17 protein-coding genes are annotated in these 15799 nt (G+C 65.3%); 5 read left to right on the plus strand and 12 right to left on the minus strand.

Features of this window, described 5'->3' with window-relative positions:
- Window positions 1-59: 59 nt before the first annotated feature.
- Window positions 60-275: a DUF1127 domain-containing protein gene (locus MESAU_RS04045; RefSeq protein WP_015314777.1), complete on the minus strand. Its 216-nt coding sequence runs from the start codon at window positions 273-275 to the stop codon at window positions 60-62.
- Window positions 276-343: 68 nt separating this feature from the next.
- Between MESAU_RS04045 and MESAU_RS04050 the strand changes: the two genes are divergently transcribed.
- The gene (locus tag MESAU_RS04050; protein WP_015314778.1) at window positions 344-1018 is read left to right on the plus strand and encodes an ArsR/SmtB family transcription factor; all 675 of its coding nucleotides are present in this window, start codon (window positions 344-346) and stop codon (window positions 1016-1018) included.
- A gap of 22 nt (window positions 1019-1040) precedes the next feature.
- Here MESAU_RS04050 and ligD read toward each other — a convergent pair whose 3' ends face one another.
- The 3 genes from ligD to MESAU_RS04065 form a co-directional block, all read right to left on the minus strand.
- On the minus strand, window positions 1041-3581 hold the full coding sequence (ligD, locus tag MESAU_RS04055) for a DNA ligase D (RefSeq protein ID WP_015314779.1): 2541 nt from the start codon (window positions 3579-3581) through the stop codon (window positions 1041-1043).
- A 9-nt stretch (window positions 3582-3590) separates the two neighbouring features.
- Window positions 3591-4460: a non-homologous end joining protein Ku gene (gene ku, locus MESAU_RS04060; protein WP_015314780.1), complete on the minus strand. Its 870-nt coding sequence runs from the start codon at window positions 4458-4460 to the stop codon at window positions 3591-3593.
- A gap of 109 nt (window positions 4461-4569) precedes the next feature.
- Entirely contained in the window at window positions 4570-5076 is a 507-nt protein-coding gene (locus MESAU_RS04065) for a YciE/YciF ferroxidase family protein (RefSeq protein ID WP_015314781.1), read from the minus strand.
- 401 nt (window positions 5077-5477) lie between these two features.
- Here MESAU_RS04065 and MESAU_RS29830 point away from each other — a divergent pair, with 401 nt between their 5' ends.
- Window positions 5478-5618, plus strand: coding sequence for a hypothetical protein (locus tag MESAU_RS29830; protein ID WP_015314782.1), 141 nt, complete (start codon window positions 5478-5480; stop codon window positions 5616-5618).
- 2 nt (window positions 5619-5620) lie between these two features.
- A complete protein-coding gene (locus MESAU_RS32175) occupies window positions 5621-5746 on the plus strand; it encodes a hypothetical protein (RefSeq protein ID WP_263484918.1) in 126 nt (41 codons plus the stop codon).
- 171 nt (window positions 5747-5917) lie between these two features.
- Here MESAU_RS32175 and MESAU_RS04070 read toward each other — a convergent pair whose 3' ends face one another.
- The 3 genes from MESAU_RS04070 to MESAU_RS04080 form a co-directional block, all read right to left on the minus strand.
- The gene (locus MESAU_RS04070; protein ID WP_015314783.1) at window positions 5918-6301 is read right to left on the minus strand and encodes a DUF1850 domain-containing protein; all 384 of its coding nucleotides are present in this window, start codon (window positions 6299-6301) and stop codon (window positions 5918-5920) included.
- Window positions 6302-6377: 76 nt separating this feature from the next.
- Entirely contained in the window at window positions 6378-8483 is a 2106-nt protein-coding gene (locus tag MESAU_RS04075; RefSeq protein WP_015314784.1) for a TRAP transporter permease, read from the minus strand.
- 69 nt (window positions 8484-8552) lie between these two features.
- Window positions 8553-9512, minus strand: coding sequence for a TAXI family TRAP transporter solute-binding subunit (locus tag MESAU_RS04080; RefSeq protein ID WP_015314785.1), 960 nt, complete (start codon window positions 9510-9512; stop codon window positions 8553-8555).
- Window positions 9513-9767: 255 nt separating this feature from the next.
- Here MESAU_RS04080 and MESAU_RS04085 point away from each other — a divergent pair, with 255 nt between their 5' ends.
- Window positions 9768-10136 (plus strand): YciI family protein, encoded by a 369-nt coding sequence (locus MESAU_RS04085; protein ID WP_015314786.1) that lies wholly within the window; start codon window positions 9768-9770, stop codon window positions 10134-10136.
- Between the two features lie 7 nt (window positions 10137-10143).
- Window positions 10144-11388 (plus strand): RNA polymerase sigma factor, encoded by a 1245-nt coding sequence (locus MESAU_RS04090; RefSeq protein ID WP_015314787.1) that lies wholly within the window; start codon window positions 10144-10146, stop codon window positions 11386-11388.
- A gap of 36 nt (window positions 11389-11424) precedes the next feature.
- Here the strand turns inward: MESAU_RS04090 and MESAU_RS04095 are convergent, their stop codons facing one another.
- From MESAU_RS04095 to MESAU_RS04115, 5 genes are all read right to left on the minus strand, one after another.
- Window positions 11425-12051, minus strand: coding sequence for a glutathione S-transferase family protein (locus MESAU_RS04095; protein ID WP_015314788.1), 627 nt, complete (start codon window positions 12049-12051; stop codon window positions 11425-11427).
- 158 nt (window positions 12052-12209) lie between these two features.
- Window positions 12210-13190 (minus strand): cysteine synthase A, encoded by a 981-nt coding sequence (cysK, locus tag MESAU_RS04100; protein WP_015314789.1) that lies wholly within the window; start codon window positions 13188-13190, stop codon window positions 12210-12212.
- Between the two features lie 177 nt (window positions 13191-13367).
- Window positions 13368-13985, minus strand: coding sequence for a LysE family translocator (locus MESAU_RS04105; protein ID WP_015314790.1), 618 nt, complete (start codon window positions 13983-13985; stop codon window positions 13368-13370).
- Between the two features lie 119 nt (window positions 13986-14104).
- Window positions 14105-15469 carry a PQQ-dependent sugar dehydrogenase gene (locus MESAU_RS04110; RefSeq protein WP_015314791.1) on the minus strand — a complete coding sequence of 455 codons (1365 nt, stop codon included), beginning with the start codon at window positions 15467-15469 and terminating at the stop codon, window positions 14105-14107.
- A gap of 84 nt (window positions 15470-15553) precedes the next feature.
- Complete coding sequence (locus MESAU_RS04115) at window positions 15554-15751, minus strand: hypothetical protein (RefSeq protein ID WP_015314792.1); 198 nt, start codon at window positions 15749-15751, stop codon at window positions 15554-15556.
- Window positions 15752-15799 lie beyond the last annotated feature (48 nt).

The following is a 15799-nucleotide window of genomic DNA, read 5'->3' on the forward strand; positions in this document are numbered from 1 at the left end:
CAGTTCGGGCGGCGTCGAAACGTCGTGCCACCCGATCTGCTAGGCAGATGAGTTGGCGATCACACCTGCCAGAAGGATTTCGCGCATTCGCGGCGCACATCCTCCCGTGTCAGGCCGAGGTCACGCAGCAGGTGGTCGTCGATCTCCGAGAGGTCGCGGCGCTGCGAATGGCGGTCGTACCAGCGGGCCAGCAGCCGTGAGCGGGCCCAGGTGACGAACGGGAACGATTGGCGGCGGGGCACCGGTTCGGGGGTGAAAGCGGTTCGTGCGGCCATCCTCGTCTCCTTGATCCCGTCGGAGAATAATGGTTATCTGACAAGAATGCTTCGATGAGGATCAAACCATGCGTGAAGGACCCGACATTGCCCGCATCGCCAGCCTGGTCGGCGATCCGGCCCGCGCCAACATGCTGAACGCCCTGATGGGCGGCACGGCATTGACCGCGAGCGAACTGGCGCTGGAGGCCGGCGTGTCGCTGCCGACCGCCTCCTCGCATCTGTCCAAGCTGATGGAGGGCGGGCTGCTGACCTTGGCCAGCCAGGGCCGGCATCGCTATTACGGTCTGGCCGGCCCGCAAGTGGCCGGCATGATCGAGGCCATCACCGGCGTTGCGGAAGCCGTTGGCCCCAAGCGCGTGCGGCCGGGCCCGCGCGACGGCGCGATGCGCGTCGCGCGCGTCTGCTACGATCACCTTGCGGGCGAGCAGGCCGTTGCGATGCTGGACCGCCTTGTCGAGAAAAACATACTGGTCCGCAACGACAAGGAGATCAGGCTCGGGCCGTCCGCCGCATCGCATTTCGCGGCGATCGGCATCGATGTCCACACCAAGCCGCGGCGGCCGGTGTGCCGCGCCTGCCTCGACTGGAGCGTGCGGCGCTCGCACCTCGCCGGGACGCTTGGCGCCGCCATCCTCGACAAGATCCTTGCCGAGAAATGGGCGCGCCGCGAGAAGGACAGCCGCGCGGTGATTTTCTCGCCGCCGGGCAAGCAGGCGTTCGAGAGGGTGTTTTTGGGGTGAGGTCGGCGCGCCGAAAGTCGAGCTAGCCCCGCTTCAGCACCTTCCCCTTCTTGAAGAAATCCACCCACGGATCGGCTTCCGAGAGCCGTTTCAGCGTCGTCTTGTCGCCGATCGGGAAGGCGTTCGGTGGCAGGCCGGCCTCGATCTCGGCCCAGGTCACCGGCATCGACACCGTCGCGCCTTTCTTGGCGCGCGAGGAGTAGGGCGCGACGGTGGTCGCGCCGCTGCCGTTGCGCAGGTAGTCGACGAAGATCTTCCCCGTGCGCGCCTTCTTCGACAGCGTCGCGGTGTAACGGTCCGGCGCGCCTTGCTCCAGCGCCCTGGCGAAATCATGGGCGAAGCCTTTGACCTCGGCCCAATCCGCCGACGGCTTCAGCGGAACGACGACGTGAAAGCCCTTGCCGCCCGATGTCTTGACGAAATTGGGCAGCGACAGCTCGTCGAGCTTGCCCCTGATGTCGAGCGCCGCCTCGCGCACCGCCTTCACATCGACGCCCTCGTCGGGGTCGAGGTCGAAGACGACCTGGTCGGGCTGTTCAAGCTTGTCGATGGTGCAGCCCCAGATGTGGATCTCGACCACGCCGAGCTGGACCAGCGCCGCGATGCCGTCGAAATCGCGGATGAACAGGATTTCCTCGCCATCCGTGGGGTCCTTGGTCTTTTCGATCTTCGCATGCATGCCGGGCGAGGCATGCTTCTGGAAGAAACGCTGGCCGCCGACGCCATCGGGCGCCCTGACAAGGCTGAGCGGGCGGTCGACCACGAATTGCTTCATGCGCGGCCATACCAGCGCGTAGTGATCGAGCAGGGCCTGCTTCGAGATCTTTTCGTCGGGCCACAGAAGCTTGTCCGGGTGGGACAGCTTCACGCTGGTTTTCGCCGCTGTTGCTGCCGTAATGGCGCTGCCTGCCGCCGGCTTGGCCTTGGCGGGGCTTTTGCCTGTCGCTGTTTTGGTTCCCGCTGCCCCTGTTCCCGTTGCATTGGGCTTTTCCTGCACGACTTCCTCCGCCGGCTTGTCCTCGCGCAGCCCCTGGAACGAAGCATGGCGTATAATACGGTCCGACGTCCAGCTGCGAAACTCCACTTCGCCGACCAGTTCCGGCTTGACCCAGACCAGGCCCTTGCCCTTCGGCACGGCCGCATCGAAGGGCGAGGCGTCCGCCTTCAGCGCATCGAGCTTCTTCTTCAGGTCGTTGGCGCTCTTGGTGGAGAAGCCGGTGCCGACACGGCCGGCATAGTGCAGGCTGCCGCCTTCGAAATAGCCGACCAGCAGCGAGCGCAGGCCGCGTCCGGTCTTGTCCGACGGCAGATAGCCGCCAATGACGAATTCCTGCCGTGCCGTGCATTTCGATTTGACCCATGCCGGACCGCGCCCGCTCCGGTAGGGCGCATCGGCGCGTTTTGAGACGACGCCTTCCAGCCCCATGCGGCAGGCATGTTCCAGCATGATCTTGCCGGGTTCGGCAAAATGGTCGGAAAAACGCACCGCCGCGGTGTCGGACGGCTCGCCGAGCAGCGCCTGCAGGGCCTGCTTGCGCTCGACAAGCGGCTCGCGGCGCAAATCCTTGCCGTCGAGCCGCATCAGGTCGAAGACGTAATAGATGAAGCGGTTCGTCCGCTTCGCCGAAAGATCCTGCTGCAGCAGCGCGAAGGACGATACCCCGCTGTTGGCCAGCACGACGATCTCGCCGTCGAGGATGGCGTCGCTGCATTTCAGCCCGGCGAGTTCGGCCGCGATCTCGCCGCCGAATTTTTCCGTCCAATCGAGGCCGGTGCGGGTCAGGAGCCGAACGTCGGTGCCGGCGATCTGCGCCTGCATGCGGTAGCCGTCGAACTTCACCTCATGCAGCCAGTCCTGGCCCGACGGTGCGTCGCGCTCCAGCGTGGCGAGCTGCGGCTCGATGAAATCGAGCTTCTTGCCGCCGGTCTTGGCCTTGCCGGCGGCCGGCTTGTTCGAATGCCAGACCTTCGGCTTCTCGCCCTTGGCCGCCTTGCCTTCACCGACCTCCTCGATCGTCAGGCCTGATTTCACCGATTTCGGCTCGTCTTGCAGAATATCCTCGCCGGGGCGTGCGGCGGCATCGTCCGACTTGATCAGCAGCCAGTTGTCGCGTTTTTCGCCGGGCCGCGGCCGCAGCCGCACCAGGTGCCACTTGCCACGCAGCTTGTGGCCCTCGAGCTCGAAGTTGATGTGCCCCTTCGCCATCATCTTGGCCGGATCGCCCTCGGGCATCCAGGTGCCCTCGTCCCAGACGAGGACCGAGCCGCCGCCATACTCGCCCTTGGGGATGGTGCCTTCGAAGCCGGCATAGTCGATGGGATGATCCTCGACATGCACGGCCAGCCGCTTTTCGTGCGGGTCGAGGCTCGGACCGCGCGTCACCGCCCAGCTCCACAGCACGCCGTCATGCTCGAGGCGAAAATCGTAATGCAGCCTTGTGGCGGCATGCTTCTGGACGACGAAGATGCCGCCGGCCTTCTTGCCGCGCGCAACCTTGCCGGCCGGCTCGGCGGTCTTCTTGAAGTCGCGCTTCGAATGATACTGTTCGAGGCTGCTGGCCATCTCGTATCCTCAGGCCGATTTGCGCTTCGGCGCAACGCTTTTCGCCTTGGCACGTTTGGCCGCCGGCTTGGCTTTCGCCGGGGACGACTTGGTTGGCGCCGAATCCGACGACAAGCTCTTCTTCAGCGCGTCGAACAGGTTGACGACATTGGAGGGTTTGGGCGCCTCCTTGGCCTTGGGCGCCTTGTGCCCCGCCTTCTTGGCGCGGATCAGCTCGAGCAGGGCTTCCTCATATTTGTCGTCGAATTTCGAGGGATCGAACTTGGTCTTCTTCTTGTCGATGATGAGCTCGGCCAGATCGGTCATCTCCTGGTCGGTCTTCACCGCCTCGATGTCGCCAAAGACGGTCTCCGGCTGGCGCACCGTGTTGTCGTAACGCAGCGTGGTCAGCACCATGCCCTTGCCGAGCGGCTCGATGACCACTGGACGCTCGCGTCGATAAAGAACGATGCGCGCCAGCCCGGCCATCTTCTTGCCCGCCATCGCGTCGCGGATGACGGCGAACGCCTCCTCCGAAACCTTGTCGGCTGGCGCGACATAGTAGGGCGTGTCGAGATAGATCTGCCGGATCGAGGATTTGTCGACGAAGCCGTCGAGGCTCATCGTGTGCGAGGTTTCGATCTGCACCGCCTCGATCTCCTCCTCCTCTATATGGACGAAGTCGCCCTTTTCGATCTCGTATCCCTTGATCTCGTCGCCGTCCTCCACCGGTTTGCCGGTCTCGGCGTCGACATAGATCCGCTTCACCGTATTGCCGGTCTTGCGGTTCAGGATGTGGAACGAGACCTTGTCGGCATGGGTGACCACGTTGGTCAGTTCGATGGCGCAGGTGACCAGCGAGAGCTTCAGATAGCCTTTCCAGGCCGGGCGCGGCGCCATGATGATTTCCCCGTGAGAAAGATCAGCTGGAACGGGCGACCACCCCGCTCGGTTCCAACCCGGTCCGGCCGGGGCCGGCGCGGTTGCCGCCGGCCCCGGCTTTCAGCCCCTATTCGGCGGCCTGCAGGTTGATCTTGCTTTCCGCGATTTCGGTCAGCTTGCGATCCGTCGCCTGCTCTTCCTTGAGATTCTTGGCCAGCACATTGGCGCAGTCGCTGCGGCCGAGCTGCTTGGCCCAGGCGATCAAGGTGCCGTAGCGGGTCATTTCATAGTGCTCGACGGCCTGCGCGGAGGCGATCAGCGCGGCATCCAGAACGTCCTTGTCGTCGACATCGCCGCTGACGTCGTCGGCCTCCTCGAGAATGCCGTCGATGGCCGGGCAGTTGACCTGCTTGGCCTTGACGCCATGCAGCTCGAACACCTGCTCGACGCGTTCGATATGGCCCTTGGTCTGCTCGAGGTGTTTTTCGAAGCCGGCCTTCAATTGCGGATCGGTTGCCTTGTCGACCATCTTCGGCAGCGCCTTCTCGATCTGCTTTTCGGCATAATAGATGTCGCGCAGCGTGTGCACGAAGAGGTCGTCCAGCGTTTTGATGTCCTTCGAAAAGAAGCCCATGATTTCAACCTTTCCATTGCTCTTGCTTGTTCGGGAGATCCCGGCCTTGCCTGGGCAGTGCCTGTGAGCCGGCAATGCCGGTTCTTGGAACTCAACGTCCATTGGTGGGGCCGGTTCCGAGCGCTCGCGGCCGCACGGCAGGAAATTCCCGGGCGGCACGAAAGTTGAAACACAAGCGCGCCAAGGCGACATTCAAACGAAACATATGTGATGCAAAAGTCACACCAACCGAAATGGTGACAAAAGGCGTCGAAACACCCCCAATCAGCCGCAATCCGGCCATGAAGCGACGGGTTTTCGACCAAAAATTAACATCACGTTCACTGAGTATTCACGCCTCGATGCTATCGTTCTCGCACTTCGGAAGGGACGTCCGAAAATCGGGACAGGGACCAGGTAAAATGAACTTCCTCACGCAACTCATCGGCTATGCCGCCGCTATCCGCGAATTCGTCGCGCCGACCTATCGGCCCGAGCGCTATTACATGCGTGGCCCCGGTCCGGCCTGCGCCCGTCGCGGCACGTCGCTGGGCGCGCACTGACCATGAGCTTCGAAAGCCGCCACAACAGCCGCATCTGCAGGCCGGACGCCGACAGCCGCGCCACCGCCTATCGCGCCGAACGCCCTGTCCTGGCCGACCGCCGGCGTGCGGCAACGCCGCGTCTTTGATGCCGCCATCGGCTGGCTTGGTGTCATAGGACATAAGCAGCCGAGGCCAGCGTGACCGCGCGTCCGCGGACGAGCCATCCCACGCAAGCCGTCCCTCTGAACCCTTCGGTGCAGCCGCTGATCCTCTTCGAGAGCGTCGCGCCTGGTTGCGGCCAATCGGATGAATGCGCGCTACCGCAGCCGGCTCAAGCGATCGGCCACACAGGGTTGGAGCACAATCGCGCCGCCCGCCGCCTTACCCAGTTCGCGGCAATCCTGGGACGTGCACAGCGTCCAGCCACCGGCCGTCGCGCCGGAGGCCGCCAGCACGAGACGGGGCTGCGGCCCGACCTTGGGCGAATAGGCCCACCAGCCATCCTTCAGCACCGCACCTTCCGGCGGCTCCATGCCGGCACCTGAGCCTTTGATACGGGCCTCGACTACTTGCAGGCCGGAGGGCGTCACCTTCCAGTCTTCCTCCCAGCGCGTCCGCTCCACCGAATGCGCCCAGGACAATGTGAAGGCGGCAACGCCGAGCGTCACGCTCTTGCCGGCGGCGAGGATGCACAGGCTCATGCGGTTTCTCGCCTGAGCAGGATCGCCGCCGCCAGCCGGGTGCCGCTTTTTGCGTTCGCCGACCTTCGCTTCGGGATCATGCCCTGGCCGGCGCCTGCCGGGCACGCCAGACATGCCAGCCGATCCAGGCCAGCGACAGCGCCCAGCCGGTCTCGTCGGTCAGCGGCACCGCCGCCACCAGCAGCACGCCGGCGGCGAAGGCGACCAGCCGTTCCCACCAGGCCATGCGCGTGGCAAGGAAGCCGACGGCGGCGGCGCCCCACAGCACGATGCCCATGCAGGCCTTGAGAACGATGTAGGCGACCTCGACGGGATAACCGAACTGGGCGGCGATCGGTCCGGCGTCCTGCAGCATCAGCGCCGGCGTGTAGACCGCCATGAACGGAACGACGAAGCCGGCAATGGCTAGTTTTGTCGCCTGGATACCGATCTTGAGGCCACTCTCCTTGGCCATGGGTGCGGCGGCAAAGGCGGCCAGCGCCACCGGCGGCGTCAGGTCGGCCATGATGCCGAAATAGAAGACGAACATGTGGCTGACCACCAGCGGCACGCCGAGCGATAGCAGCGCCGGCCCGGCCAGCGACGAGGTGATGATGTAGTTGGGGATGGTCGGGATGCCCATGCCGAGCACCAGGCAGGTCAGCATGGTCAGCACCAGCGACAGGAACAGATTGTTCTCGCCGATCGAGATGATCCAGCCGATGAAGGTCGAGGCGATGCCGGTCAGCGTCAGGGTGCCAATGACGATGCCGACGATGGCGCAGGCAATGCCGACCGGCAGCGCGTTCTTGGCGCCTTCGGCAAGCGAATCGATGCAGATCCGCAGCGTCTCGCGGCCACCCCTGAAGGCAAGGCAGGCAATGACGAGTGCGGCGATGACAAGGCTGAGGATGTTGACGCCGAATTTCATGAAGGAGGCGGCGGCAAGCCCCAGCGCCAGCCAGAAGACGACGCGGAAGGCGAGCGGCCCGATCAGCGCCGCCAGCGGCGTGCCGAGGATCAGCACGATGGTCAGCGCCAGGCCCATCGTACCGGCGAAGACCGGCGTGTAGCCGGCGAACAGCAGATAGATCAGCGCCGCCAGCGGCAGCACCAGCGGCCAGTGCTGTCGCACGGCGTCCCAGGGGTTGGGCAGGTCCGCCTTGGCCATGCCGCTCAGGCCGGCCTTGCCTGCCTCCAGATGCACCTGCCAGAAACAGGCGCCGAAATAGAGCAGCGCCGGGATGATGGCCGCCTTGACCACGTCGGCATAGGGGATGTTCAGCGTCTCGGCCATGATGAAGGCGACCGCGCCCATCACCGGCGGCATGATCTGGCCGCCCATCGATGAGGTCGCCTCGACGGCGCCGGCAAAGGCCGAGCGGAAGCCGAAGCGCTTCATCAAGGGAATCGTGAACTGGCCGCTGGCCACCACATTGGCGACGCCGGAACCGGAAATGGTGCCCATCAGCGCCGAGGACAGCACGCAGACCTGCGCCGGGCCGCCGCGCCAGGTGCCGACCAGGCCGAGCGCGAAATCGTTGAACAGCGCGATCATTCCGGCGCGCTCCAGGAAGGCGGCAAAGACGACGAAGATGAAAATATAGGCGGCCGAGACATAGATCGGCGTGCCGTAAATGCCTTCGGTGCCGTAGGCGAAGGTGTCGACCAGCTGGGCGAAGTCATAGCCGCGATGGATGAAGGGCGGCGGCAGATGATTGCCGACGAAGCAATAGGCGAGAAAGATGAAGGCGATGGCCGCCAGCGGCAGTCCCATCAGCCGGCGCGCCGCCTCGAAGACCAGCACCACCAGCACCGCGCCGACGATCAGGTCCGGCGTGGTGAGGAAGCCGGAGCGCCGGATGAGGTCGGTATAGAACACCCAATTGTACAGGCCGGTGCCGAAGCCGAGCACGCCCAGCGTCCAGAACGCGGCCTTGGCCGGCAGGTTGGTGGCGCGCAGATTGGCGATCAGGCCGAAGCCGAGCAGCAGCAGGAAGCCGACATGCATGGCCCGCACCACCTGGCTCGGCAGGCTGCCATAGGCGGCGATGTAGATCTGGAAGGCGGAAAAAGCGACCGCGATGGCGAAGGCCGCCTTGCCGGCGATGCCGTCGCCGAAACCCGGCGGCAGTCCTTCGACCTGCTCTTCGGCGACGGGGAGATGGAAGGTGGAGGATTTGCCGTCGACTGCTTCGCTCATCCGACGCACTCCAAAATGAGCGAATGATAGTGCGAGGCGCGTCGCGAAGACATCTCAGATAGTCCTCGCCTACTTCAGCAGCCCCTTCTCCTTGTAATACCGCTCCGCGCCCGGATGCAGCGGCACCGGCATGCCGTCGAGGGCCTTGGCCGGGTCGATCGCCTTGGCGGCGGCGTGCGCGGCGGCAAGCTGGTCGAGATGCTCGAACATCTGCTTGGTCATCTGGTAGGCGGTCTCATCCGAGACATCGGCACGGGTGATGAGGAAGTTGCCGACGGCGGCTGTCGCGACATCCTCTGCCTGGCCCTCATAGGTGCCCTTGGGAATGACCACCGACAGATAGGGCGAGCCGATCTTGGCGACGTCTTCGGCCGGCACCGCAACGACATTGATCGGCAGCGAGGTGGCGAGATCGCGGATCGAGGCGACGCCCAGCCCGGCCGATTGCAGCGTGGCGTCGAGCTGGCGGTTCTTGATCAGCTCGACCGATTCGGCGAAGGGCAGATATTCGACGCGGCCGAGGTCCTCGTATTTCAGCCCGGCGGCGGCGAAGATGGCCCGCGCGTTGAGCTCGGTGCCCGATGCCGGCGCGCCCACCGACAAGCTCTTGCCCTTGAGGTCGGCGAGCGTCTTGATGCCGGATTCCTGGCTGGCGACGATCTGGATGTAATTGGGATAGATGGCGGCGATGCCGCGCAGCTTGTCGAGCTTGCCGGGGAAGCCGGCCTCGGCATTGCCCTCGGCGGCCATTTTGACGGAATCGCCGAGCGCGAACGCGATCTCGCCCTTGCCCTGCTGCAGGAGGTTGAGGTTCTCGACCGAGGCCTTGGTCGCCTGCACCTGGGTGCGGGCGCCCTCGATGCCCTTGCCGTAGATTTCCGACAGTGCCACGCCGAGCGGATAATAGACGCCCGAAGTTCCGCCGGTCAGCACGTTGATGAATTCCTGCGCGGTGGCCGACACCGCGCCAAGGCCAAGGGAAAGCGCCATCGCGCCGGCAGCAACAAATTTCGTCCTGAAATTCAACATCCGGTTTCCTCCCTGAAATATCGGCCGCATCGCCTCCCTGACGCGAACCGGGCGAGTTTAGACAGCCGAAGGGAAATGCCAACCCGCAATTCCGCTCGTTAGACGAATGGCTGAGAGGTCGCCAAACATATGCCCGCTTGCACAAGGCGCGGCCGGAGCCGAAAGTTTTTCCAGCGCCTGTCGAAATCGGCCAAGGTCGCGCGACATACGTTCGGCCCGCAACGAAGCGGCCTTCGAAACCACGGGAGAAGACCCATGCGATACATGCTTATGATCTACGCCGACGAAGCCGCGATGGCGAACGTGCCGACCGAGGCGACCTATCAGATGAGCGCCGCCTATGACGCCTACACGGAAGCGCTGAAGAAGTCCGGCACCTGGCTGGCCGGCGACAGGCTGCGCCCGAGCCAGGCGACCACCCTGGTCCGGATGACTGACGGCAAGACCAGCGTGCTCGACGGCCCCTATGCCGACACCAAGGAGCAGCTTGCCGGCTTCTACATGATCGAGGCCGAGGACGCCGACGCCGCGATCGCCTGGGCGGCGCGCTGTCCGGCGGCCAGCACCGGGACTGTCGAGGTGCGGCCGATCTGGGAAATGGCCGACTATCTGCCCAGGAAATGACGGCGTGATGGACACACGCCCCGAAATCGCCCGGGTGGCCGCCGAGACGGCCGCCCGGCAGAGCTACGGCAAGCTGGTCGCCTGGCTGGCGGCGCGCACGCGCGACGTGGCTGCCGCGGAGGATGCGCTGGCCGACGCCTTTGCGGCGGCGCTTGAGCGCTGGCCGCGCACCGGCGTGCCGGAAAAGCCGGAAGCCTGGTTGCTCGCCGTGGCAAGGCGGCGGCGTGTCGATGCGGTGCGGCGGCGGCTGACCGGCGAAGCCGGCCGCGACCATCTCAAGCTGATTGCCGAGGAGGCGGAGGCGCGCATGACCGATGAGGACCTGCCCGACGAACGATTGCGGCTGATGTTCGCCTGCGCCCATCCGGCGATCGAACCCGGCGTGCGGGCGCCGCTGATCCTGCAGACCATCCTCGGCTTCGATGCCGCGACGATCGCTTCCGCTTTCCTGCTCTCGCCGTCAACGATGGGGCAGCGCCTGGTGCGCGCCAAGAGCCGCATCCGCGAGACCGGCATTCCGTTCCGCGTACCGGAGCGAGCCGAACTCGGCGAAAGGCTGGACGCGGTGCTGGAGGCAATCTACGCCGCTTTCGCCGAGGGCTGGTCCGACCCGGCCGGTACCGAGACGCGGCGCCGGAACCTCGCCACCGAAGGCATCTGGCTCGGCCGGCTGGTGGCCTCGCTGCTGCCGCAAGAGCCGGAAGCGCTGGGCCTGCTGTCGCTGATGCTGTTCGCCGAAGCGCGCCGCGCCGCGCGTCGCGACACGGCCGGAGAGTATGTGCCGCTCGCCGAGCAGGACCATGCACTGTGGGATCACGCCCTGGTCGACGAGGCCGAAGCGCTGCTCCGCCGTGCCGCCGCCATGGGCACGATCGGCCGCTATCAGCTCGAGGCGGCGGTCCAGTCGGCGCATGTGGCGCGACGACTGAGCGGCCGCACCGACTGGGCGGCGATCCGCGCGCTCTACGAAGCGCTGTTTTCGATCGCGGGATCACCGGTCGTGGCGATCAACCGCGCGGTGGCGATCGCAGAGACCGAGGGCGCCGTGGCAGGGTTGGCGGCTCTTTACGTGCTGGGAGACGACAAGCGGCTCAATGACTACCAGCCCTACTGGGCCGCGCGGGCCGGCCTGCTGGCCAGGCTCGGCCAGGCACCGCAGGCGCTCGAAGCCTATGATCGGGCGATCGGCCTAGAGCGCGATCCGGCGGTGCGCCGCTTCCTGCAGGCAAGACGCGCCGCTCTCATCCAATGAGCTCCCGGGCGCGGGCGGCCTTTCGGACCACCTCGTTCAGGCCGGCCACATCTCGTGCGACGTGTTGAGCGTCTTCATGAGCGGATGCTCGCGCAACCGCGCCCACAGGCGTTCGATACCGGGCCAGGCCGCCCGGGCCATGTCGATGTCGGGATGCCAGGCCACCAGCATGACGAGATAGATGTCGGCCAGCGACATCCGATCGCCGGCGAGCCAGTCGCGGTTGCGCAAGGCTGCATCGACGACGGCAAACCCGCGGTCCATCTCGGCGACCGCCGCCTGTTTCACCGCCTTCGTGCCCTCGGCATCCGTCGTGTAGCGATGGGCGTAGTAGAGCCGCAGCATCGCCGGGTAGAGCACCGAGGACATGAACGCCATCCAGCGCAGGAATTCCGCGCGGGCAGGCGCGCCGGCCGCCGGCGCAAGGCCGGCTTGCGGGTGGCGCTCGGCGAGCAGGATGCAGATCGCCGCCGATTCGGTGACCGAGCGTCCGTCCGGCAAGGTCAGCACCGGCACCTGGTTCAACGGGCTGATGGCGAGGAAGGCCGGATCGGGCGCCTCGCTCTTCGGCACGTCGATCTGCTGGAAAGGCGCATCGATCAGCGCCAGCGCCGCCTCGACGACAAAGCCGCCGCTGCCCGGACGCGTGTAGAGCTTGTACATAAAATCCTCCCCCGGCCCGAATCAGGGCGCGCTCGAGATTTGCACCGGAAGCAGGGGCTACTCAAGTCGGGTAAGGACTCCACGGCAGGTTTTTCAACGGGCCAGGCTCAGGACGCTAAACAAGCCACGTTAGCGCTGCTGTTCTTGGGTATCGAAGCCTAAGCTCCCAGCCCCTCGAACAGGATCGTCGACAGATACCGCTCGGCAAAGTCGGGGATGACCACGACCAGGGTCTTGCCCTTGTTCTCCGGGCGCGAGCCGACGACGATGGCCGCCTGCAGGGCCGCGCCCGACGAGATGCCGACCGGCACGCCTTCGAGGCGGGCGATGAGGCGCGCATTGGCGACCGAATCCTCGTTCGAGACCTTGACGATCTCGTCATAGACCGTGGTGTCGAGGATTTTTGGCGCGAAGCCGGCGCCGATGCCCTGGATCTTGTGCGGGCCGGGCTGGCCGCCCGACAGCACCGGCGAGGCATCCGGCTCGACGGCGACGACAAGCAGCGCGGGCTTGCGCTTCTTCAAGACCTGGCCGACGCCGGTGATGGTGCCGCCAGTGCCGATGCCGGCGATGAAGATGTCGATCCCGCCCTGGGTGTCGTTCCAGATTTCCTCCGCCGTCGTCTTGCGATGGATCTCTGGATTGGCCGGGTTTTCGAACTGCTGCGGAATGATGGCGTTGGGGATCGTCGCGGCCAGTTCGTCGGCCTTGGCGATGGCGCCCTTCATGCCTTTCGGGCCTTCGGTCAGCACCAGCTCGGCGCCGAGCAGCGCCAGCATCTTGCGGCGCTCGACCGACATTGTCTCCGGCATGGTCAGGATCAGCTTGTAGCCCTTGGCGGCGGCGGCGAAGGCGAGCGCGATGCCAGTGTTGCCGGATGTCGGTTCGATCAGCGTGGTCTTGCCGGGGGCAATCTTGCCGGCCGCTTCCAGCGCCTCGATCATCGCTACGCCGATACGGTCCTTGACCGAGGCGATCGGATTGAAGAATTCGAGCTTGGCGACCAGATTGGCGACGATGCCCTTCTCCTTGGCGAACTTGTCGAGCCGTACCAGGGGCGTGTCGCCGATCGTGTCGGTGATGGAATCGTAGATGCGGCCGCGGCCGGGCACGCGGGCTGAAGTGACGGGCTTGTTCATTGGTTTCGCTCCCTGGATTTCAGGCAATTGGCAGTAGCCGACAGAATAGGGCTTTCAACCGCGCAAGATAGGCTGCGGCTGGAAAATATCCGAGTGGGGCGCGTGCTGAAAACGCCTGGCCCTCGGAAAAGCATTTCCCGAAACAGCCGGGGCAGGGAATGGTTTGGCCGAAACGACCTACTGACGAGCGGCGATCGCCGCCGCCGCGCCAACCATGAAGGCGCCGGCGGTGCGGTTCAGCACCTTCAGCGCGCGCGGCGACTTCAGGAACCAGCGCGCCTTGGCCGCCAGCGCCAGGTAAGGAACCAGCACGACGAACAGGACGACGACCGTCAGCGCGACGAGAATGCCGTAATCGGCAAGCGCGATCGTCTTCAGGTCGACGATGGTCGGCGTGATGGCGAGGTAGAAGATCATCGTCTTGGGGTTGCCGAGCGTCACGGTGAGGCCGGCGACGAAGCTCGACAGCAAGCCGCCCTTTCCCTTCCTGGCTTCGATGGTTTCGGGTGTGATGCCGGCGGTCCAGAAGCGCCAGCCGAGAAAAGCCAGGTAGGCGACGCCGGCCCATTTGATGGCCAGGAAAACCATGCCGAACTCCTGCGCGACGAAGGCGAGGCCCAGCACCACGGCGGTCAGGTAGGTGAGATCGCCCAGCATGAGTCCGAAGGACATGGCCAGCGACGAGCGAAAGCCCGAGCCCAGCGCACGCGCGACCAACGCGGTGATGCCGGGGCCAGGAATGGCGGCGGCGATACCAAGAGCGGCGCTATAGGCGAGGAATCCGGTGAGGGTCATTGGCGTTGGCGTCCAAGGGCGGTCGCGCCCGTTGTCGCACGAGGCGGGCCTCCAGGAGAACGCCCTGAGCGCGGGATTCGCTTGCGCCAGACGGCAATGGCCCGGTTCGCAAGCAAGGATCAGGAGCGGTCGCCACCATAAGTCACGCGCCAGATCGTGCCGTTGCCGTCCTCGGAGACGATCAAGGATCCGTCGCCGGCCGCCGCAACGCCGACCGGGCGGCCCCACACCTCGCCATTGGAAACGACGAAGCCGGTCATGAAATCCTCGTATTCGCCGGTTGGCTTGCCGTCCTTGAACAGAAGCCGGACCACCTTGTAGCCGGTCCTGTTGCCGCGGTTCCACGAACCGTGCAGGGCAACGAAGGCGTCGCCTCGATACGCCTGGGGAAAGCCGGTGTCGGCGGGCAAATCCTTGCCATCGTAGAAGGCGATGTTGAGCGGCGCCGAATGCGCCTGCATCAGCACGTCGGGACTGTCAGCCTTGCCGGCGAGATCGGACCGCTCGCCCTTGTGGCGCGGGTCCTCATTGTCGCCGATATAATACCAGGGCCAGCCATAGAAGGCGCCTTCCCTGACCGATGTCGCGTATTCGGCGGGCACATTGTCGCCGAGCCCGTCGCGCTCGTTGACGACACACCATAGCGCGCCGGTCGCCGGCTGGACGGTCATGCCCGAACAGTTGCGCAAGCCGGTGGCGACTGTGCGGCCGTTCTTGCCGTCGGGATCGAAGGCCCGGACCTCGGCCCGGCCCGCCTCGGAACCCCAACTGGCGCCGAGCGGCTTAGCCTTGACCCAGGCGTCGAGCCCGCCCCTGGGCCTCTTGCCCATGTCCTCGGCGACATTCGAGCCGGAGCCGACGGAGAGGTAAAGTGTCTTGCCGTCGGGCGAGAAGGCGATGTCGCGGGTCCAGTGGTGGGTCGAAGGAATGTCGGCGACGATGGTTTGCGGCTCGCCCGAGGCCTTCAGGTCGCCATTGCCGTAGGCAAAACGCACGATGCTGTCGCTGTTGGCGACGTAGACCCATTGCGGGTCCTTGCCAGGGGGATAGAAGGCAATGCCATAGGGCCGGTTGAGACCGCCGGCAAAGATGCTTTTCTCCGCGGCTTTCGCGCTGCCCTTCGCCAGGCGATAGACCCGAACCTGGTTGGCCTTGCTGTCGGCAACGAACAGGTCGCCATTGGGTGCGATGCGCACGACGCGCGGATTGTCGATCCCCGAGGCGATCAACTCGGCCGAAAACCCCGGCGGCAAATGCGGCTTTGCGTCCGCCGGCATGTCGATCACGCCGGCGCTGTTGGACGCGGATTTGGTGACATAGGGTTTCGGCAGGTCTTCCGGCTTGATCAGCCGGCGCACGCCGGGCCTGTCCGCCCGCCAATCGCCGAAGGCGGCCGGGCCTTTGAGCACAGGCTGGTCGGCTTGCTGGGCCAGCGCCGCGGTCGTGACAAACAGTGCGGACATCGCCAGTCCGGCTAATCGCATCACTTCCTCCAATCCGTCATGAAGGAAAGCAACGATCGGTTTGCCCGTGGGTTCCGTTGCGCACGATGCGCAAAACTTCTCGGGTCAGGTCCCGGCAGCGTAAAAATCGTCGTCCAGGCGTTTTTCCAATTCAACGAGATCGGCCGGCAATGGCAGGCCCATGGCGCGCATCTCGCGCAGTTTTTCGCGCAGCTGTTCCTGAATTTCGTGCTGGTCCTCCGGCTGGTTGACCATCTCCTCGAGCAGCAGACTGATCTGGGCCTTGAACGATTCCAGCGCCATTCTTTTCTCCTTTGCAGCCTGTCTGGATTACGGTCCCGCCAGGAAAGT

Source organism: Mesorhizobium australicum WSM2073 (assembly GCF_000230995.2).
Lineage (GTDB): Bacteria > Pseudomonadota > Alphaproteobacteria > Rhizobiales > Rhizobiaceae > Mesorhizobium > Mesorhizobium australicum.